An 18452-nucleotide genomic window follows, 5' to 3' on the forward strand; every position below is an offset into this window, starting at 1 on the left:
GCCCTCCGGCGCCCGCCGTGTTGCCGGTGTGCCGACGTCCACTGTGGCTGTGGCTGTGTGTGTCGTGTTCCCACGCTCCGGGTGCTGACGGTTTCCGCGTGCCGCGGGAGGATGGGTCTCCCCGTTTCCTTCCCCGTTCCCGGGGTTCTGGCTTATGGGTGTTTCCGGGGTGGCGGGTGCGGGCTGGGGTTTGGTGTCAGCCGGGTTCTGGAGGGGGGTGTCCCTTTTCCGGGGCCCGGCTTTTGCATGTCCGGGGCCGGGTCGGCGCCGGGCCGGAGGATGGCCGGCGGGTGGCGGGTGGCGGGTGGCGGTGGGTGGTTGCCGGTGGACCGCCGTATCAGGCGCCGGGTTCGCCGACCCGCGTCCCGCCGCGCCGGCGCCAATGGCGACGAGCCATACCGCGGAGACTCGTCGAGACGGGCGTACGACGGAGAGCTACGACGGGGACGAAACGACAAGGGGGAACCGGAACGACGGGCCGTACGACGGAGACTCGAGACGGGCCGTACGGTGGAGTCTCGTCGAGACGGGCCGTACCACGGGGAGCTACGACGGGGACGAAACGACGAGGGGGAACCGGAAACGACGGGCCGTACGGCGGAGAATCGAGTGCGGGGTGTCGGGTCATACGTGGAGGTGGCCGGACCAGATGGTTATGGCTTGGCCTGCGAGGGCTACGCGGTCGTCTTGGACCGTGGTGTGGACGGTGCCGCCCCGTTGGGAGAGTTGGGCGCCTATGAGGGAGGCCGGGCCGAGCTTGGCGGTCCAGTAGGGGGCCAGCATGCAGTGGGCGGATCCGGTCACGGGGTCCTCGGGGATGCCGACGGCGGGGGCGAACACGCGGGAGACGTAGTCGGCCTCGCCTGACGGGTCGGCGGCGCGGGCGGTGACGCAGACGGCGCGGGCCGGCAGAGACGCCAGGGCGTCGATGTCCGGGGTCAACGTACGGACCGCGTCCTCGGACTCGAGCTCGGCCAGGATGTCGAAGCGACCCATGCCGACCCACGCCGGGAACGCCCCCAGGGCCTTGCCGAGGGCCTCCGGAGGGGATATCTCAGCCACCGGGATGGCCGGGAAATCCATCGAAATACGGTCGTGATCAAGCTTCTGAGTGGTCAGGATTCCACTCTTCGTAGAAAATTCGATCGAATCGGAGGCCGCTCCGATCGAATACAGCACGTGTGCGGATGCCAGGGTGGCGTGCCCGCACAATGCCACCTCGGCCGCGGGAGTGAACCAGCGCAGGGAGTACGGCCGGCCGTCGTCCTGCTCCAGAACGAACGCCGTCTCGGAGTGCCGCATCTCGCTGGCCAGGGCTTGCATCCACTCGTCGGATCGCGGACTCTCCAGCAGGCAGACGGCGGCGGGGTTACCCTTGAAGGCCTGATCGGTGAACGAATCGACGGTGAAGATACGCATGCCGGCGATCCTATCGACCCCCGGATAACCGGTCGAAACCGCTGTGCAACCCGTGCAAAATCAAAAGGACGTGGGCGTGTCGCACCCTCCCCGGCGGCGGGTCCGTTACGGTCATTTGTGTCGGGGCACGGCGAATGTGGCCGGTTCTCGCGGAAAGGACAGCCGATGGGGGCAGTGCGCAGGGTGGTGAGTTACCTTGGCCTGGGCGATGGGGATCAGTACGACGAGCCCTACGACTATGACGAGTACGAGGATGAGTGGATGCCCGCGTCGGAACGGGCCGCCAGGCGCTGGGGGTCGGGTGGGGATCCCGCACGGATCATCATGATCCGCCCGCGGAAGTACTCCGACGCGCTCATCGTGGGGCAGCACTTCCGGGACGGCCAGGCGGTCATCATGGACGTGGCCGGCATGTCCATGGCCGAGGCCACCCGTATGGTCGACTTCGCCGCCGGTCTCACCTACGGCTGCGAGGGGCGCATCGAGCGGATCGCCGACAAGGTGTTCCTGCTCGCCCCCGCCGACGTCGAGATCACGAACACGTAGGCCCAGGAGACAGATCGGGTCGTGTCCGGCGGTGGTGCTGCTGAGGACCTGGAGTCCCTGGGGCCTAGGGCTGTGGACGACGACGCGACGACGCCGGCCATGGAACGCCGCGCTGGGGATCCGGCGCCGCGTTCTTCGTTCGAGGAGAGGTACCTGGCGGGCTCAGTGAGCCTGCTCTACCAGGATGACGAACGAGGCCGTCGTGATGGGCGGCCTCGTTCTCGTATACGCCCCGTCTGGTACATGCCCGCCGCGAACCTCGTCGCGGCCGATCTGCCTCGGTCGCCGCCGGTCAGCGTGATGCGGGGGGACGCTGGTCGGCGACCGCCGGGCCTCGGCGCAGGAGGCGGGTGAGTGCCGTGAGGTTCTCCTGGGCGGTCGTGGACCGCTGCTCCGCCTCGCGCGCGTAGTCGTGCAACGCCCACACCGCCGCCTCGGCCTGCTCCCGCAGCCGGGTGATCTCGGCCTCGACGCGGCGGGCCTCGGCCTGCTCCCGGACGTTCGCGCGCCACAGCAGGAAGCCGGCGATGCCGCCAAGGACGAGAGAGGCGACGGCGAACAGCTCGGACACCGTGAAGGCCAGCACCAGGGCCGCGACGGGCAGCAGCGCGGGGCCGTACACCAGCCAGCGCGAGGAGCGGCGCGCGGCCCCCTCGGCGTGGATGGCCGCCTCGGCGGCGGTGAGGGAGGGCACGTCGGGGCCCTCGGGCCGAAGGATCACCTCGTGTCCGAGCAGGGGCACGGTGATCTCCGAGGGCGGCGCGACCCCGGTCGCCTCGGCCAGTTCCCCGGCGGCGGTGCGGACGACGGGCGCGGCGACGTGGAAGGCGATGGCCGCGAGGTACGGGTCCGAGCCGGGCTGGATGTCGTCCAGGAGGTGCGCGCTCAGCGCCCCGAGCGGTCCCGGTTCCTCCGCGTGGACGAGGGAGCGGAGAACGGTGAGCGGCTCTGTGTCGGGCCAGGGGCCGGGGCGCTCACCTCTGGGGATCAGCGGCGGGCGGGTGGAGGTGATCTCGGTGCAGCGTTCGAGCAGGCGCTTCAGGCGGGACGCGGCCCGTACCGGCTCGGCCAGCTCGGGGACATCGGCCAGCGCGGGCAGGGTGGTCATTGCGGGTGACGCGGCGGAGGCGTCCTCCGGGGCGAGGGCGCGCAGCCACAGGTCGGGCTCGATGGCCGAGGAGACGCCTGAGGCGTCGAGCTTGCGCAGCACGAAGATCTTGCCAGCGGGTCCGTACGCGCCTCGGGCGGCGGCGGTCCACAGGGCGCGCTGGCCTGGTGTCACGGGCCGGTCGGCGGACAGCTCGCCGAAGGCGGTGCCGAGCCACGAGGCGTGGATACGGTCGCCGTTGCCGCTGATGGCGAGGGCCAGACAGAGGAACAGGGCGGTCCCGGCCTCGTCGAGCTGCGCGGCGCGGCTGAGCGGCTCCAGGGCGTCGTCCCCGGAGAGGATGAGGACGAGTGCCTCGATCGCCGGGGCGAGCCAGGAGCCGGGCATGTGGAGGCCGCCCGGCGGCAGCGCCGGCGCGGTGCCGTCCGCGGCGAGCTGAGTGAACAGACCCTCGGCATACCGCCGCAACTCTGAGACGTCCCCGACACCGCTCCCCGAGAGGTCCCCGACGGCGGCGCCTGCGGCACCCCCGAAGGCAGGCCCGGAGAGGTCTGCGGCGTTGGGGCCCACGGCATCCCCGGGGCCACGTCCCAGGACGTTCCCGGCGGGGAGTCCTGTGGTGGTCCCGGCGGGAGGTTTCATGGCGTTCCCCGTGGTCGGAGCGGAGGGGCTCGCCGTGGGGGGTTCTGCTGGGGACCCCGCCGGGGCGGGGGTGGGGCGTGGGGGCGGCACGGGGTTCGCGGCGCCGGAGATGCCGGAGTTCTCGGTCAGGTCCATGCTCAAAGCGGGCAACTCCCCGAAGGCGTGAGGAAGGCCCCCGGTGGCGAGGGTTCGGCAGGCATTCCCATGACCGCGCCAAGGTTAGTTCTTTGGGCGCCGCCGTGTACGACGGCACGCCGACGTGCGGGGCGAGGATCGGGGACCGGGGGCGGAGCAGGTCAGATCGCGTGGTGCCGGCCGGGGGTGGGGGTGGGGGTGGTCACATGCGGTCGGGGACGGGGACGCCGAGGAGGTTCAGGCCGGACTGGAGGACGTGCAGGGCCAGGGCGCACAGGGCCAGGCGGGAGGTGCGGGTCGCCGGGTCGACGTCGTCCTTCAGGACCGGGCACTTCTCGTAGAAGGTGGTGAAGGCGCTCGCCGTCTCGTAGAGGTAGGCGCAGACGCGGTGGGGCTCGGCCGTGGCGGCGGCGTTCTCGACGACCGTGCCGAACCCCAGAAGCTGGAGCGCCAGGTCGCGCTCGGCCTGCTCGCCGAGGATGATCGGCCCGCTGACCTCGGACGGGTCGACGCCGCCCTTGCGGAAGATCGAGCGGATTCGCGCCGTGGCGTACTGCATGTACGGCCCGGTGTTGCCGGTGAAGGCCAGCATACGGTCGAAGTCGAAGATGTACTCGCTGTCGTGGCTGACCGACAGGTCGGCGTACTTCACCGCGCCGATGCCGACCGTGCGGGCGATCTCGGCGCGCGTCGCCTCGTCGTAGCCGCGCTCGGCGATGGCCGCGGAGGCACGCTCGACGGCTTCCTCCAGCAGGTCGGTGAGCTTGACGCTCTCGCCGCTGCGCGTGCGGAACCGGCGGCCGTCGGCGCCGAGCATCATGCCGATCTGGATGTGCTCGGCGGAGGCCTCGTCGGGCAGCCAGCCCGCCTGCCGGGCGGCGGCGAAGACCATCTGGAAGTGCAGGGCCTGATCGGCGCCCACGACGTACAGGATGCGGTCGGCCTTCAGGTCGCGCACGCGGTAGCGGATGGCGGTCATGTCGGTCGTCGCGTAGCCGTACCCGCCGTCGCTCTTCCTGATGATCAACGGCAGGGGCTTGTCGTCGCTGCCCTTGAAGCCGGGGGGGAACACGCACAGCGCGCCCTCGCTCATCACCGCGACCCCGGCGGCCTCCAGGTCGTCGCAGGTCTCGGCGAGCATGGGGTTGTACATGCTCTCGCCGGCGATGTCGGCGTCCGTCAGCGTGACGCCGAGCAGGGAGTAGACCCGGTTGAAGTAACGGATCGTGGCGTCCATGAACAGGTGCCACAGCCGGAGCGTCTCCGGGTCCTCCGACTGCAGGGTGCCCACACGGCGGCGCGAGCGCTCCTTGAAGGCCGGGTCGGCGTCGAACTTCGCCCGCGCCTCCTGGTAGTACTCGTTGGTCTCGCCGGACTCCAGGCGGGCGAGGGCGTTGGCCTCGCCGATGTCGAGCAGGTGCTCGATGAGCATGCCGAACTGGGTGCCCCAGTCGCCGAGGTGGTTCTGCCGGATGACCCGGTTGCCGAGGTGGTGCTGGATGCGCGCCAGCGAGTCGCCGACGATGGTCGTGCGCAGGTGCCCGACGTGCATCTCTTTGGCGGCGTTGGGCGCGGAGTAGTCGATGACGACGGTCTGCGGGGGCGTGGAGCGCCCGACGCCGCTGCGCGGGTCCTGGAGCGTGAGCCGGGCCTGCTCGGCGATCCAGTCGTCGTTCAGCGTGATGTTGAGGAAGCCGGGACCGCTGACCTCGATCTTGGAGAACGCGTCGCCGGCGCCGGCCGCGCCGAGGGCGTCGGCGATGGCCTGGGCGACCTCCCGCGGGGCACGTCGCAGCCGCTTGGCCAGGCTCAGCGCGACGTTCGCCTGGAAGTCGGCGAACTGGGAGGGCCGGATCAGCGGGTCGGCGCCCATGTACTCCGGACCGAAAGCGGTGGCCAGCGCCTGCTGGACCCGCTCGGTGAGCACGAGCTGCGGGTCGGTCATGCCCCCAAGGATATCGGCTGATCACCCGGCCCGCAGATGTTATCCACAGCCATGATCATCACGAGGGGGGCGCCTCGGGGTTGAGGGTCGGAGAGGGGTCGCCTTGGGCCTCGTACGGTACGTCCAGGGCGTCTCCAATGGGAGCGGTGGAGGGCTCAGCGGCGGCGCAGGGACTTGTGCCCGGCCGCGATGCGCTCTCCGACGTGGGTGACCGTGCCCTGGCGCGCGAGGGTGCGGGCGAGCACGCACGCCGCGGCCACGCCCTTGGCCGTCGAGGCGCCGTGCGCGATCACCACGGTGCCGTTCAGGCCGAGCAGCACTGCCCCGCCGTACACCTCGGGGTCGAGGCGTTTACGCAGGTCGCGCAGCCGTCCGCGCTGGAGCGCCGCCGCGAGTCGCGAGAGGCGCCCGGCTTCGAGGGTCTCGCGCAGTTCGGCGAAGGCGTACCGGACGGCCCCCTCCATGGTCTTGAGGGCGATGTTGCCGGTGAAGCCGTCGGTGACGATGACGTCGACGACGCCGTTCAGCAGGTCGTGCCCCTCGATGTTGCCGGTGAAGTTCAGGGTGGGGACGGCGGCGAGCAGTTCGTGGGCGCGTTTGGTGAGCTTGTTGCCCTTCTCGGCCTCGCCGCCGATCGTGAGCAGCCCGACGCGGGGCCGTTCGATGCCGAGGGCCGTCTCGGCGTACGCGGCGCCGAGGTGGGCGAACTGCACGAGGATCTCGGGTTTGACGTCGGCGGTCGCGCCGGCGTCCAGCAGGACGGTGGGGTGGGGCCTGGTCGGCAGGGGGACGGCGATGGCGGGCCGCAGCACGCCCTGCTGGGCCCTCAGCCGCAGCTTGCCGGTGGCCACGACCCCGGCCGTGGAGCCGGCGGAGACGACGGCGGAGGCGTCGCCCCGGCGCACGAGATGGCAGGCGACGGCGATGCTGGATCGGGGACGGCGCAGGCTGGCGAGGGCACCCTCGTCCATGGCGAGTGCCTCCTCCGCCCGGACGATCGGGATCTCTCCGACGGCGTCGTGCGCGGCGAGCGCCTCGGAGATCGTGCGGGGCGCGCCGACGAGCACGATGGGCACGCCGTGGTCCCGTACGGCCGCCACGGCTCCCGCCACGATCGCGCCAGGGGCGTTGTCGCCTCCCATGGCGTCCAGGGCTATCGGCGGAATGCCGTCCAAGCGGTCACCTCGTACGGAATCAGTGTGTGTCCCGCATCGTAGGTGGCCGAGCCGAGTGTTCTGCGCGCCAGGGCGGACGCCGGGGTGGTCAGGGTGGTCGTCAGCCGGACTGTCCGGGCCAGGGGCCGGAGTGCCCGGGCCAGTAGTGCCAGGGCCAGTGGGGAGCGCTGTCCCCGCGTGAGACGACGACCTTGCCGAACATCGCCCGCCCCGTCACCCGGATGAGCGGGCCGTTGGGGTCGCCCCCCTCGTTGCCGCCGGAGATGTGACGCTTGGAGAAGATGGCGCTGCCCTCGTCCATCACCCGGGCGTTCTCGGGGACGCGGACGATGAGCTTGCCGCAGAACGAGTTGAGCTCGAGGGTGACCTCGCGGCCGGGCAGTACGGCGTCGGTGAGGTCGATGATGAGCGCGCCGAAGGTGGAGCGCAGGACGGTGTGGCGACCGGCCACCCAGCGGCCTCCACGGATGATCTTGCTGAAGACGGCCGTGACCTCCTGCTGGTCCGCGCTGTAGCCGGACGTGGAAGCGGGGGCGAGGCCGGGCAGGTCGCGGGTGAGCGGGACCAGGTCGCCGACGGTGACGGCACTGTAGGCGGCCTCCAGCCTGTCGGCGTGCTCGACGCTGGTGAGGCGGCCGGTGGCCAGAGCCTCGCCCAGGATGGCGGCGATGTGATCGCGGTCGGCGTCGGACGCGCGCTGCGCGGTGTCGCCTGATTCGAAGGGCGTAAGAGAGCTCACACGGACCAGCGTAGCCCAACTCAAGATATGTCGCGATATCCGGAAGGTTTTACCAACGCTTTTCGGTCATACGGAACCAAGCCGACGCGTCGGCGCGTCCGTAAGAGCAACAGACGCACAACATGCGCATCAGGTTTACCGGACGGCCCCACAAGAGAGGAAAAATCTCGAGTGACTCTGACACAGGCCGGTACGCGAGGGTTCCGGGCCTACACGGCCAAGCATCTGGACGACCTACTACTGCGCGCGGGACTCGGCTCCGAGGCGCGGCTGCGCGTCCGGGCGGTGGCGTCGGTGCTGCCGTTCAGGACCAACCAATACGTCGTCGACCAGCTGATCGACTGGTCGGACATCCCAGGCGATCCCATCTACCGGCTGGTGTTCCCTCAGGAGGACATGCTGCCCGAGGAGGACGTGGCCTCCATCGCCGGCCTGCTGCGGGCCGGAGCGTCCCCCGCCGAGGTGCAGACGGCGGCGAACAGGGTGCGCATGAGGCTCAACCCGCATCCGGCCGGGCAGATGGAGCTCAACATGCCGCGGGTGGGGAACGAGCCGATGCCCGGCATCCAGCACAAGTATCCGGAGACCGTTCTCTTCTTCCCCAAGCAGGGGCAGACCTGCCACGCCTACTGCACGTACTGCTTCCGCTGGGCGCAGTTCGTCGGCGAGCCGGATCTCAAGATGGCCTCCGACGACGTCCAGGGCCTGGTGCGCTACCTGCGCGAGCACCCGGGGGTCACCAGCGTGCTGCTCACCGGCGGCGACCCGATGATCATGAGCGGCCCCGTGCTGCGGAGGTACGTCGAGCCGCTGCTCGGGGTGGAGCAGCTGGAGTCGATCCGCATCGGCACCAAGTCGCTGGCCTATTGGCCCGGCCGGTTCGTCACCGACCCCGACGCCCCGGACGTTCTGCGGCTGTTCTCCACGGTCGCCGAGTCCGGCAAGAACCTCGCCTTCATGGCGCACTTCTCGCACCCGCGCGAGATGGAGCCCGAGCTGGTGCAGACGGCCGTGCGGGCGATCCGGGACACCGGCGCGGTCGTCCGCACGCAGGCGCCGCTGATCCGTACGATCAACGACCACCCGGACACCTGGGCGCGCATGTGGAGGACCCAGCTCACGCTCGGCATGGTGCCGTACTACATGTTCGTCGAGCGCGACACGGGGCCGCAGGACTACTTCGCGGTGCCGCTGGCCCGCGCGCATGAGATCTTCCGCGACGCCTACGCTCAGGTCTCCGGGCTGTGCCGCACCGTGCGGGGCCCGTCGATGTCCTCGACGCCGGGGAAGGTGTGCGTGGACGGCGTCGCCGAGGTGGCGGGGCGGAAGGTCTTCGTGCTGCATCTCATCCAGGCGCGCGACCCCGCGCTCGTCGGGCGCCCCTTCTTCGCGGAGTACGACCCGAAGGCCGTGTGGATCAGCGATCTGCGCCCGGCCTTCGCCGACCGATTCCCGTTCGAGACCACTCCCCTGGATGAAGTACGCCTCCCGGTCGCGCCGGGCGGCCCGCTCGGCCGGCCGTAAGACCGCCCGGCGGGCCGGGAGGCACATCCGAACACACCGGCCGGCGCCTCGGGCGAGGCGCCGGCCGGTGTTCGAACGCCGAAGCGAATATCGGTGTGGTCGATGACTTGACTTGACTCAGGGGCAGATCTCTGTCAGGAGCCCGGATTGCGCACGTAGGTGCGGCGGGCGATCTGGGCCTGCAGGCGGGCCATCTGCCAGTGCAGCTCGATGAGCTGCTCGGCGAGCAGGCCACGTGGAATGTCCGAAGGGTCTTCCGCGGACAGGTGATCGATCGCGATCGCCAGCTCTTGCACCCCGCACCCCCACTCCATCACGTATCCCTCAGATCGAATCTTCGTTCGAATCATAGTGGAACGCCGTACGCGATGTCAGCAGATTCGGGGGCGCGTGTCGGACTTCTGTACGGTCTAGCCCGTCCGGCATCACCGGACCCGCGTGGCGCGGCGGACGCGCCGCGCCACGGCGGCGGACGTCCGTCACAGCCCGCGGGGGTCCGGGGCTCAGGTCTCGTAGATCGGGGCGATGTAGCCGCGGGCGAGCGTGTTGGCGGTGATGTTGAAGCCCACGACGGCGGCCGCGGGGTCGTCCCCGAGGTCGAGCTTCTCGGCGCCGAGCGCGTGGACGGCGAACAGGTAGCGGTGCGGCGTGCCGGGAGGCGGCGCGGCGCCGCCGTAGTGCTTCAGGCCGTAGTCGTTGCGCCCGTGGACGGCGCCCTCGGGCAGGCCCTGGAGGTCGGCCGACCCCGCGCCGGACGGCAGCTCGGTGACGTCGGCCGGGATGTCGTACACCAGCCAGTGCCAGAAGCCGCTGCCGGTCGGCGCGTCGGGGTCGAAGCACGTCACGGCGAAGCTCTTGGTACCCGAGGGCGCGCCGGACCAGCGCAGGTGCGGGGATACGTTGCCGCCGCCCATGCCCCAGCCGTCGAAGACCTGGGCGTCGGACAGGCGCTCGCCGTCCCTGACGTCATCGCTTTCGACGGTGAGCGGCGGGACCTCGGGCAGGAAGTCGTACGGAATCGGTGGTTGCTTGGCCACAGGGACCTCCGATGGAAGGACGTTGCTCGATCGCCCCCATCTTGCCGTGTATATGGCCGCACCTCCGGCACGCGCCTCCGGCACGCGCTTATGGCCGCGCCTCCGGCACGGCGGTTCGGAGCGCCTTAGAGGCGCCCCGAACAGTGCTTATGGCCGCGCCTGTGGCGCGGAGGTGCGGAGCGCCCTGGAGGTCCCGAATGATCAGGCGTTGTAGGCGGCGAGGACCGTTGTGGGGTCGCCGTCCATCTTGATCTGGCCCTTGTGCAGCCAGATGACCCGGTTGCAGGTCTCTTCGATGACGTCCAGGTTGTGGGCGACCAGGAACACCGTGCCGGCCTCCTTGCGCATCTGGTGGATGCGCTCCTGGCTCTTGCGCTTGAAGTCGCGGTCACCGGTGGCGAGGGCCTCGTCGATCAGCAGGACGTTGTGGGCCTTGGCCGAGGCGATGGCGAACCGCAGCCGGGCGCCCATGCCCGAGGAGTAGGTGGACATGGGGAACTGGACGAACTCGCCGATGCCGGAGAACTCGACGATCTCGTCGTAGCGCTCCCTGACCTGGGCGGGCGTCATGCCCATCGCGTAGCAGCCGAGCACGATGTTGCGCTCGCCGGTCAGCTCCTTCATCAGCGCGGCGTTGACGCCGAGCAGCGACGGCTGGCCGTCGGTGTAGACCGACCCCTTGTGCGGGGGCAGCAGGCCGGCGATGGCCCGCAGCAGGGTGGACTTGCCCGAGCCGTTGCGGCCGATGATGCCGATGGCGTCGCCGTGGCGGGCGATGAAGGAGACGCCCTTGACGGCGTGCACTTCCTTCATCTGCGGCCGGCCCTGGCGGCGGATGATGCGCATCAGGGCGTTGGCGGCGTTGCCCTTCTCGGCCTCGCTGGCCGCCCCGAACACGCGGTAGACGATGTGGAGGTCGTCGACGATGACCGTGGGCGCGCCTGGCTCGGCGGCGTCCTGCGGCGCGGCGTCGGCCTGGATCGCCTGCTCGTTCGCCATCTGGGACAGCTCCTTGGTCAGCTCAGCCACGGCCGTACCTCTCTTCGGCCCGCCAGAAGTACCAGAAGCCGCCGATCAGCGCGACCGCGGCCCAGAACGCAGCGTATAGCCACAGCTGGCCGAGGCTGCTGTGCGGGTAGCCGAACTTGTCGAGATCGCGAGGATACGTCGCGAGGAGCAGATGCCGCATCAGGTCGATGAAGACCGACGGCGGGTTGAACTCAAGCAGGATGCGGGCCCATGCGGGCTGGCCGTCCATCTTCGCCGGGATGCTGTAGAAGACGCCCGAGGTGTAGAGCCAGGTGCGGAGGATGAACGGGAGCAACTGGTTCATGTCACGCACGAACGCGCCGATGCGGGCGAGCAACAGGCTCATGCCGACGTTGAAGATCGTCTGCAGCAGCAGAACCACCGGGATCAGCAGCCACATCCAGGTGAGCGGCTCGCCGGTGACCAGAACGATCACCGCCAGCACGCCCATGGAGATGGCGAGCTGCTGGAACTCCTGGATCGTGTACGCCAGGGGGAGCGCCGCGCGGGGGAAATGGAGGGCCCGGATCAGCGAGAGGTTCCCCGAGATCGACTTGGCCCCGCCCGTGATCGACCGCTGGGTGTAGGAGTACACGAACACACCGGTGATGAGGAACGCGGTGTAGTTGGTGATGTCCTTCTTCTGACCCAGGATCAGGCCGAACATCAGGTAGTAGACGCCGGCGTTCAGCAGCGGCGTGAGCACCTGCCAGAGCTGGCCCAGCATCGAGTCGGAGTACTTCGAGACGTTACGCGACGTGGCGTACGTCAGGACGAAGTGCCGCCGCTCCCACAGTTGACGCAGGTAGACGGGCAGACTGGGGCGCGCGATGGCGCGTCGCAACCCGTGGCGCTCGGCGAGCGCGGACAGCGATTCCTTCCCGCTCTGGGAGGAGCCGCGAGCCCGGTCGCCCGCTCGGGAGTCCGCGACGGCGGATTCCGGCTGACTCATGGCATGGACTCTATTGGATCCGGGTGAATGAGATGCCTGCGGTGCCGTTCGATCAGGGCGCAGGTCTGGTACACGGGTGCGCGACAGGGCCCGCCGCCGGTCATGCGAGGCATGTCCGCGCAGGTGGGAGCCGGGAGGGGAGATGCCCGGAAGAGATGCCCCGGGTGCGACCATTGCCCAATTGTGTGTACCTTAGTGAGGACTTTGTGCCATATCAAGGCATTATTGACGGCCTAGATGGTATGCGTGTGACGCCGGACAGTGCCACGTGTGACCGAACTGCAATGCGCCAGAGACTCGCTGGTGAGAAGTAGTGAGGGATGCTCGCGGTCGACTGGCAGGGCGTCAACTGACTTGACCGTGTCCGCGAATTCCAGGGCCGGATCCCCTGGAGGCGTACGACACGGCGCGGTTCAGTGCCAACGCCCACCTTAGAGGGAGGATTAATCCACGATGCGTGTGACCAAGGGCGCACAGATCGTCACGGCGACCGCGTTGCTCGCGCTGGCGGTTGCGGCGTGTGGCGGCAGCAGTGACAACACGAGCACCAACTCCAGCACCGCCGCCGGTGGCGGGGCTGCGGGTGCGGTCAGGGTCGAGATCGCTGAGCCGCAGCACGACCTCATCCCGGGCAACACGACCGAAACCAGTGGCGCGGAGGTACTGAACGCCCTGTTCGTCGGACTTGTTGACTACGACGCGGACAAGAAGCCGTACAACCGCGTCGCCGAGTCCATCGAGTCCCCGGACTCCACGACGTGGACGATCAAGCTCAAGGACGGGTACAAGTGGCACAACGGTGAACCCGTCGTGGCCCAGAACTTCGTCGACTCCTGGAACTTCACGGCGAACGGCGCCAACGCCCAGGAGGGCAACTACTTCTTCGGGAGCATCGTCGGCTACGACGAGATGAACCCGGGCGAGGGCAAGACGCCGACGGCGACCTCCCTCAGCGGCCTGAAGGTCGTCGACGACAAGACCTTCACCGTCCAGCTCAAGAACCCGTTCTCGGGCTTCCCGACGATGCTGGGCTACACCGCGTTCTACCCGCTGCCCAAGGCGGCCTTCGAGTCCGAGGGCAAGCTGAAGGCCGACTACGGCTCCAACCCGGTCGGCAACGGGCCCTTCAAGATGTCCAAGGCCTGGAAGCGCGGCACGGACCAGACGATCTCCACGGTCCGCAACGAGGACTTCAAGGAGGGCAAGGCCAAGGTCGACGCGGTCGACTTCAAGATCTACACCGACCTCGCGACGGCCTTCAACGACCTGCGCGCCGGCAACCTGGACATCATGGACCAGCTGCCCGCCGAGGCGATCGCCACCGCCAAGACCGAGTTCGGCGACCGCTACATCGAGCAGCCCTCCTCCGGCATCGGCTACATCGGCTTCCCGATCGAGAGCGGCGCCAACTACGCGAAGAGCGCGGACGTCCGCAAGGCGATCTCCATGGCGATCGACCGCAAGACGATCACCGAGACCGTCTTCTCCGGCACCCGCGTCCCGGCCGACGACTTCATCAGCCCGGTCGTCTCCGGCTACCGCCAGGGCGCCTGCGGCGAGGCGTGCACCTACGACCCCGCCAAGGCCAAGGCCCTGTTCCAGCAGGCCGGCGGCGACAAGATGGACGAGATCGTCATCGGCTACAACGGTGACGGCGGCCACAAGGAGTGGATCGAGGCCATCGCCAACAACCTGCGCACCAACCTCGGTGCGAAGGTCACGCCGAAGCCGGTCGAGAAGTTCGCCACGATCCTCGACGACCTGGGCGCCAAGAAGTGGCCCGGCGCCTTCCGCATGGCGTGGATCATGGACTACCCGTCGCCCGAGAACTACCTGCGGCCGATCTTCGGCTCCGGCGGCAGCTCGAACTACTCCGGCTACAAGAGCAAGGAGTTCGACGACCTGCTGACCCAGGGCGACGCCGCCAAGTCGATCGACGAAGGCATCCAGTTCTACCAGAAGGCCGACGACCTGCTCCTCAAGGAGCTGCCGTACATTCCGGTCTACTTCTACCAGACCAACGGGGCTTACTCGCAGCACGTGAAGAACGTCAAGATTGACCCGTTCGAGCGGGTCGACCTGTTCACCGTAGAGAAGGCCTGACGCCGACCACTCCGGGTGGTTCGATACATTCGAACCACCCGGGGTGGAGGCCACCCACGAGGGCAGCCCAGAGGTTGCGGCGGGCTGCCCTTTGTAATGATCGGGAGTACTGAATGGGCCGCTACGTCCTACGGCGCCTGCTCCAGGCGATCCCTGTGTTGCTGGGCACCACCTTCCTCATCTTCGCCATCGTCTACGCCCTGCCGGGCGACCCCCTCCAAGCACTGGCCGGTGAGAAGCGCGTCGACCCCGTCTTCGCGGCGGCGATGAGGGAACAGTTCCATCTGAACGAACCGCTGCTCGTGCGGTACGGGTACTACCTCCGCGACATCCTCAGCGGTGACTTCGGGACCACGTTCCGCGGGCTCCCCGTCTCGACGATCTTCGAGGGCAAGTTCCAGGTCACGTTCAAGCTGTCGATGACCGCCCTCGTCTTCGAGGCCGTCATCGGCGTGGGCCTCGGATTCTGGGCCGCGCTGCGCCGCGGCAAGTGGGAGGACAAGGCGGTCCTGGCGTTCACGCTGCTGCTCGTCTCGATCCCGACCCTGGTCAGCGGCTTCGTGCTCCAGCTCCTCCTCGGCGTCAAGCTCAAGCTCGGCACGGGCATCGCCTTCTTCCCCGTCGCGGGAGTCCAGGACGGCCTGCGCAGCTACCTGCTGCCGGGATTCGTGCTCGCCACCGTCTCCATCGCCTACCTCACCCGCCTGACGCGGACGAGCCTGATGGAGACCCTGCGCGCCGACTACGTCCGGACGGCGGTCGCCAAGGGCATGCCGAAGAGCCGCGTGCTGGGGCGCCACGCGCTGCGCAACTCGCTGATCCCCATGGTGACCTACCTGGGCGCCGACCTCGGCACGCTCATGGGCGGCGCGGTCATCACCGAGACCATCTTCAACCTGCCCGGAATCGGCCAGCAGCTCTTCCAGTCGGTCTACCTGCAGGAGAACCCTGTCGTCGTAGGCATCGTGACGGTTCTGGTCCTGATCTACATCGTGGCCAACCTCGTGGTCGACATGCTGTACGCCGTCCTCGATCCCAGGATCCGCTATGAGTAACGACACCCTGCCCGCGACGGCGCCCGCCGCGCCGCCCGCGAAGACCCCCAAGAAGGAAAAGGCCGCCAGTCTCTGGTCGGACGCGTGGTACGACCTGCGGCGCAACCCGGTGTTCGTCATCGGCGCCGCCATGGTGGGGATCCTGGTCGTGATCTCGGCGTTCCCCGGCGTCTTCGACAGCGTGGGCGTGGACCCCTCCACCTGCAACCTGGCCAACGCGCGCAAGGGCATCACCTCCGAGCACTGGTTCGGCAGCGACAACCTGGGTTGTGACGTGTACTCCCGGGTCATCCACGGCGCGCGGGTGTCGATCCTGGTGGGCTTCATCAGCGCGGCCGTGACCGGCATCGTCGGTGGCGTCCTCGGCCTGCTGGCCGGCTTCTACGGCCGCTGGGTGGACATCATCCTGTCCCGCGTCGCGGAGATCTTCTTCGCCATCCCGTCGATCCTCGGCGCCCTGCTGATCCTGGCGGTGATCGGCCGCGACAACGCCGGCATCGGCAGCGTCGTCCTGGCCCTGGGCCTGCTCGCGTGGCCGATGGTCCTGCGCATCATGCGGGCCGCGGTCATCACGGCCAAGCACCAGGACTACGTCGTGGCCGCCCGGGCGCTCGGCGCGGGGCCGTGGCGCATCATGCTCAGGCACATCCTGCCCAACGCGCTCGCACCGGTGATCGTGGTGTCGACCATCAACCTCGGCGCGTTCATCGCCGCCGAGGCGGCCCTGTCCTTCCTGGGCGTCGGCATCCAGTCCCCGCAGATCTCCTGGGGCCTGATGATCGCGGACGCGCGCAACCGCTTCCTGGAGGCGCCGCTCCCGCTGCTGTTCCCCGCGCTGTTCCTGAGCCTGACCATCCTCAGCGTCGTCATGCTGGGTGACGCGGTTCGCGACGCGCTCGACCCCAAGCTGCGGTAGGAGAGGCACCGATGGTGAAGAACCCGTCAATCGACACGAGCCTGCTCCCCGCGGACGCGGCGACCGAGCCCCTGCTCGCGGTGGACAACCTGCACGTCGAGTTCACCACCCGCCAGGGCCTGGTCAGGGCCGTCAACGGCGTGAGCTACACGGTGAACGCCGGCGAGTCGCTGGCCGTCCTCGGAGAGTCGGGGTCCGGCAAGTCGGTGACCGCGCAGGCGATCATGGGCATTCTGGACATGCCGCCCGCGCGGATCCCCAAGGGCGAGGTCCGCTTCCGCGGCACCGACCTGCTCAAGCTGTCGGACCAGGCGCGCAGCCAGATCCGCGGCCAGCGCATCGCCATGATCTTCCAGGACGCCCTGTCGGCGCTGAACCCGGTGTTCACCGTCGGCTGGCAGATCAGCGAGATGTTCCGGGTGCACCGGGGCATGGGCAAGCGCGACGCCATGAAGAAGGCCGTCGAGCTCATGGACCGCGTGCGCATCCCGGCCGCCAAGCAGCGCGTCAACGACTACCCGCACCAGTTCTCCGGCGGCATGCGCCAGCGCATCATGATCGCGATGTCGATCGCGCTGGACCCCGAGGTGCTGATCGCCGACGAGCCGACCACCGCGCTGGACGTGACCGTCCAGGCGCAGATCATGGAACTGCTCGCCGAGCTTCAGCGCGAGAGCAACATGGGGCTCATCCTGATCACGCACGACCTCGGCGTGGTCGCGGACGTCGCCGACAAGATCGCGGTCATGTACGCCGGGCGCATCGTCGAGAACGCCCCCGTGCACGACCTCTACAAGAACCCGGGGCACCCCTACTCCAAGGGCCTTCTCGACTCGATCCCCCGGGTCGACCAGAAGGGCCAGGACCTGTACGCGATCAAGGGCCTGCCGCCGAACCTGCTCGACATGCCCCCGGGCTGTGCCTTCCACCCCCGCTGCCCGTACCGCCGCGACAACTGCGTGACCGACGTGCCCCCGCTGTACGAGATCAGCGGGACCCGCGGCAGCGCGTGCCACTACTACAGGGAGGTGCTCGATGGCACCGTCGAGTGAGGCCATCCTCGAGGTCCGTGATCTGGTCAAGCACTTTCCGCTGAGCCAGGGCATCGTCTTCAAGCGGCAGATCGGCGCGATCAAGGCGGTGGACGGGGTCTCCTTCGACCTGCACCGCGGTGAGACGCTCGGCGTGGTCGGCGAGTCCGGCTGCGGCAAGTCCACGCTGGCGAAGCTGCTGATGGCGCTGGAGCGGCCGACCTCGGGCCAGGCGAAGATCAACGGGGTCGACCTGGCCAAGGCGCGCGGATCCGAGCTCAAGCGGATGCGCCGCAACATCCAGATGGTCATGCAGGACCCGTACACCTCGCTGAACCCGCGGATGACGGTCGGCGACATCATCGGTGAGCCATACGAGATCCACTCCGAGGTGGCGCCCAAGGGCGACCGCCGCCGGAAGGTGCAGGAGCTGCTGGAGGTGGTCGGCCTCAACCCCGAGCACATCAACCGCTACCCGCACCAGTTCTCGGGCGGCCAGCGGCAGCGCATCGGCATCGCCCGCGGCCTGGCGCTCCAGCCCGAGATCATCATCTGTGACGAGCCCGTGTCGGCGCTGGACGTGTCGATCCAGGCGCAGGTGATGAACCTGCTGGAGAAGCTGCAGAACGAGTTCAACCTCGCGTACATCTTCATCGCGCACGACCTGTCGGTCGTCCGGCACATCTCCGACCGCGTGGCGGTGATGTACCTCGGCAAGATCGTGGAGCTCGGCAAGGACGCCGACATCTATGAGCGGCCGGCGCACCCGTACACGCAGGCGCTGCTGTCGGCCGTGCCGGTCCCCGACCCCGAGGGCCGGGAAGGGCGCGAGCGGATCATCCTGCAGGGTGACCCGCCCTCGCCGGCCGACCCGCCGTCCGGGTGCCGGTTCCGCACGCGCTGCTGGAAGGCGCAGGACATCTGCGCCGAGCAGGAGCCGCTGCTGGAGATCCGCGCGGGCGGCCACCTGAGCGCCTGCCACTTCGCCGAGGCGCACGACGTCATTAACGCCTGACCGTTCGGGCGCCTCCGGGCGCCCGAACATGCCGTGCCGGAGGCGCGGCCATGAACACCGTTCAAGGCAATAGGCACAGGC

General features: G+C 69.0%; 17 protein-coding genes. 8 read left to right on the forward strand and 9 right to left on the reverse strand.

The window, feature by feature from the left end; translation table 11 throughout:
* Nucleotides 1–624 precede the first annotated feature (624 nt).
* Nucleotides 625–1419 carry a PhzF family phenazine biosynthesis protein gene (locus DQ384_RS35225; RefSeq protein WP_114033220.1) on the reverse strand — a complete coding sequence of 265 codons (795 nt, stop codon included), beginning with the start codon at nucleotides 1417–1419 and terminating at the stop codon, nucleotides 625–627.
* Nucleotides 1420–1584: 165 nt separating this feature from the next.
* Between DQ384_RS35225 and DQ384_RS35230 the strand changes: the two genes are divergently transcribed.
* A complete protein-coding gene (locus tag DQ384_RS35230) occupies nucleotides 1585–1965 on the forward strand; it encodes a cell division protein SepF (RefSeq protein WP_114033221.1) in 381 nt (126 codons plus the stop codon).
* Nucleotides 1966–2257: 292 nt separating this feature from the next.
* On the opposite strand, the gene DQ384_RS35235 is transcribed toward DQ384_RS35230, so the two are convergent.
* The gene (locus tag DQ384_RS35235; protein WP_114033222.1) at nucleotides 2258–3541 is read right to left on the reverse strand and encodes a hypothetical protein; all 1284 of its coding nucleotides are present in this window, start codon (nucleotides 3539–3541) and stop codon (nucleotides 2258–2260) included.
* Nucleotides 3542–3713: 172 nt separating this feature from the next.
* On the opposite strand from DQ384_RS35235, the gene DQ384_RS41755 reads away from it, so the two are divergent.
* Nucleotides 3714–3881, forward strand: a complete 168-nt coding sequence (locus DQ384_RS41755) for a hypothetical protein (RefSeq protein ID WP_181871590.1) — start codon at nucleotides 3714–3716, stop codon at nucleotides 3879–3881.
* Between the two features lie 171 nt (nucleotides 3882–4052).
* Here DQ384_RS41755 and argS read toward each other — a convergent pair whose 3' ends face one another.
* From argS to DQ384_RS35255, 3 genes are all read right to left on the reverse strand, one after another.
* The gene (gene argS / locus DQ384_RS35245) at nucleotides 4053–5795 is read right to left on the reverse strand and encodes an arginine--tRNA ligase (protein ID WP_114033224.1); all 1743 of its coding nucleotides are present in this window, start codon (nucleotides 5793–5795) and stop codon (nucleotides 4053–4055) included.
* A 155-nt stretch (nucleotides 5796–5950) separates the two neighbouring features.
* Nucleotides 5951–6970, reverse strand: coding sequence for a phosphate acyltransferase PlsX (gene plsX / locus DQ384_RS35250; protein ID WP_281274165.1), 1020 nt, complete (start codon nucleotides 6968–6970; stop codon nucleotides 5951–5953).
* Between the two features lie 100 nt (nucleotides 6971–7070).
* Nucleotides 7071–7709, reverse strand: a complete 639-nt coding sequence (locus tag DQ384_RS35255; RefSeq protein ID WP_114033225.1) for a DUF1707 SHOCT-like domain-containing protein — start codon at nucleotides 7707–7709, stop codon at nucleotides 7071–7073.
* A gap of 171 nt (nucleotides 7710–7880) precedes the next feature.
* On the opposite strand from DQ384_RS35255, the gene DQ384_RS35260 reads away from it, so the two are divergent.
* Nucleotides 7881–9233, forward strand: coding sequence for a KamA family radical SAM protein (locus tag DQ384_RS35260; protein WP_114033226.1), 1353 nt, complete (start codon nucleotides 7881–7883; stop codon nucleotides 9231–9233).
* A gap of 134 nt (nucleotides 9234–9367) precedes the next feature.
* On the opposite strand, the gene DQ384_RS35265 is transcribed toward DQ384_RS35260, so the two are convergent.
* From DQ384_RS35265 to DQ384_RS35280, 4 genes are all read right to left on the reverse strand, one after another.
* Nucleotides 9368–9547 (reverse strand): hypothetical protein, encoded by a 180-nt coding sequence (locus DQ384_RS35265; protein WP_114033227.1) that lies wholly within the window; start codon nucleotides 9545–9547, stop codon nucleotides 9368–9370.
* A gap of 189 nt (nucleotides 9548–9736) precedes the next feature.
* On the reverse strand, nucleotides 9737–10270 hold the full coding sequence (locus tag DQ384_RS35270) for a YbhB/YbcL family Raf kinase inhibitor-like protein (protein WP_114033228.1): 534 nt from the start codon (nucleotides 10268–10270) through the stop codon (nucleotides 9737–9739).
* Between the two features lie 201 nt (nucleotides 10271–10471).
* A complete protein-coding gene (locus DQ384_RS35275; protein ID WP_114033312.1) occupies nucleotides 10472–11269 on the reverse strand; it encodes an ABC transporter ATP-binding protein in 798 nt (265 codons plus the stop codon).
* Between the two features lie 22 nt (nucleotides 11270–11291).
* Nucleotides 11292–12251, reverse strand: coding sequence for an ABC transporter permease (locus DQ384_RS35280; protein WP_114033229.1), 960 nt, complete (start codon nucleotides 12249–12251; stop codon nucleotides 11292–11294).
* Between the two features lie 453 nt (nucleotides 12252–12704).
* Here DQ384_RS35280 and DQ384_RS35285 point away from each other — a divergent pair, with 453 nt between their 5' ends.
* The 5 genes from DQ384_RS35285 (at nucleotide 12705) to DQ384_RS35305 (ending at nucleotide 18371) form a co-directional block, all read left to right on the forward strand.
* The gene (locus DQ384_RS35285) at nucleotides 12705–14354 is read left to right on the forward strand and encodes a peptide ABC transporter substrate-binding protein (protein ID WP_114033230.1); all 1650 of its coding nucleotides are present in this window, start codon (nucleotides 12705–12707) and stop codon (nucleotides 14352–14354) included.
* Nucleotides 14355–14467: 113 nt separating this feature from the next.
* Nucleotides 14468–15409 carry an ABC transporter permease gene (locus DQ384_RS35290; RefSeq protein WP_114033231.1) on the forward strand — a complete coding sequence of 314 codons (942 nt, stop codon included), beginning with the start codon at nucleotides 14468–14470 and terminating at the stop codon, nucleotides 15407–15409.
* Nucleotides 15402–16325 (forward strand): ABC transporter permease, encoded by a 924-nt coding sequence (locus DQ384_RS35295; protein WP_114033232.1) that lies wholly within the window; start codon nucleotides 15402–15404, stop codon nucleotides 16323–16325. The genes DQ384_RS35290 and DQ384_RS35295 overlap by 8 nt, the downstream gene beginning before the upstream one ends.
* 11 nt (nucleotides 16326–16336) lie before the next feature.
* Nucleotides 16337–17377 carry an ABC transporter ATP-binding protein gene (locus tag DQ384_RS35300; protein ID WP_114033233.1) on the forward strand — a complete coding sequence of 347 codons (1041 nt, stop codon included), beginning with the start codon at nucleotides 16337–16339 and terminating at the stop codon, nucleotides 17375–17377.
* On the forward strand, nucleotides 17361–18371 hold the full coding sequence (locus tag DQ384_RS35305; protein WP_114033234.1) for an ABC transporter ATP-binding protein: 1011 nt from the start codon (nucleotides 17361–17363) through the stop codon (nucleotides 18369–18371). Before DQ384_RS35300 ends, DQ384_RS35305 begins: the two co-directional genes overlap by 17 nt.
* Nucleotides 18372–18452 lie beyond the last annotated feature (81 nt).

Source organism: Sphaerisporangium album, from assembly GCF_003323745.1.
Taxonomy (GTDB): Bacteria; Actinomycetota; Actinomycetes; order Streptosporangiales; family Streptosporangiaceae; genus Sphaerisporangium; species Sphaerisporangium album.

Coding starts and splice junctions, on each gene's coding strand:
- DQ384_RS35280 (WP_114033229.1), bottom strand. CDS start 12,251: ATGAGTCAGCCGGAATCCGCCGTCGCGGACTCCCGAGCGGGCGACCGG.
- DQ384_RS35225 (WP_114033220.1), bottom strand. CDS start 1,419: ATGCGTATCTTCACCGTCGATTCGTTCACCGATCAGGCCTTCAAGGGT.
- DQ384_RS35290 (WP_114033231.1), top strand. CDS start 14,468: ATGGGCCGCTACGTCCTACGGCGCCTGCTCCAGGCGATCCCTGTGTTG.
- DQ384_RS35300 (WP_114033233.1), top strand. CDS start 16,337: ATGGTGAAGAACCCGTCAATCGACACGAGCCTGCTCCCCGCGGACGCG.
- argS (WP_114033224.1), bottom strand. CDS start 5,795: ATGACCGACCCGCAGCTCGTGCTCACCGAGCGGGTCCAGCAGGCGCTG.
- DQ384_RS35285 (WP_114033230.1), top strand. CDS start 12,705: ATGCGTGTGACCAAGGGCGCACAGATCGTCACGGCGACCGCGTTGCTC.
- DQ384_RS35295 (WP_114033232.1), top strand. CDS start 15,402: ATGAGTAACGACACCCTGCCCGCGACGGCGCCCGCCGCGCCGCCCGCG.
- DQ384_RS35275 (WP_114033312.1), bottom strand. CDS start 11,269: ATGGCGAACGAGCAGGCGATCCAGGCCGACGCCGCGCCGCAGGACGCC.
- DQ384_RS35230 (WP_114033221.1), top strand. CDS start 1,585: ATGGGGGCAGTGCGCAGGGTGGTGAGTTACCTTGGCCTGGGCGATGGG.
- DQ384_RS35265 (WP_114033227.1), bottom strand. CDS start 9,547: ATGGAGTGGGGGTGCGGGGTGCAAGAGCTGGCGATCGCGATCGATCAC.
- DQ384_RS35305 (WP_114033234.1), top strand. CDS start 17,361: ATGGCACCGTCGAGTGAGGCCATCCTCGAGGTCCGTGATCTGGTCAAG.
- DQ384_RS41755 (WP_181871590.1), top strand. CDS start 3,714: ATGGCGTTCCCCGTGGTCGGAGCGGAGGGGCTCGCCGTGGGGGGTTCT.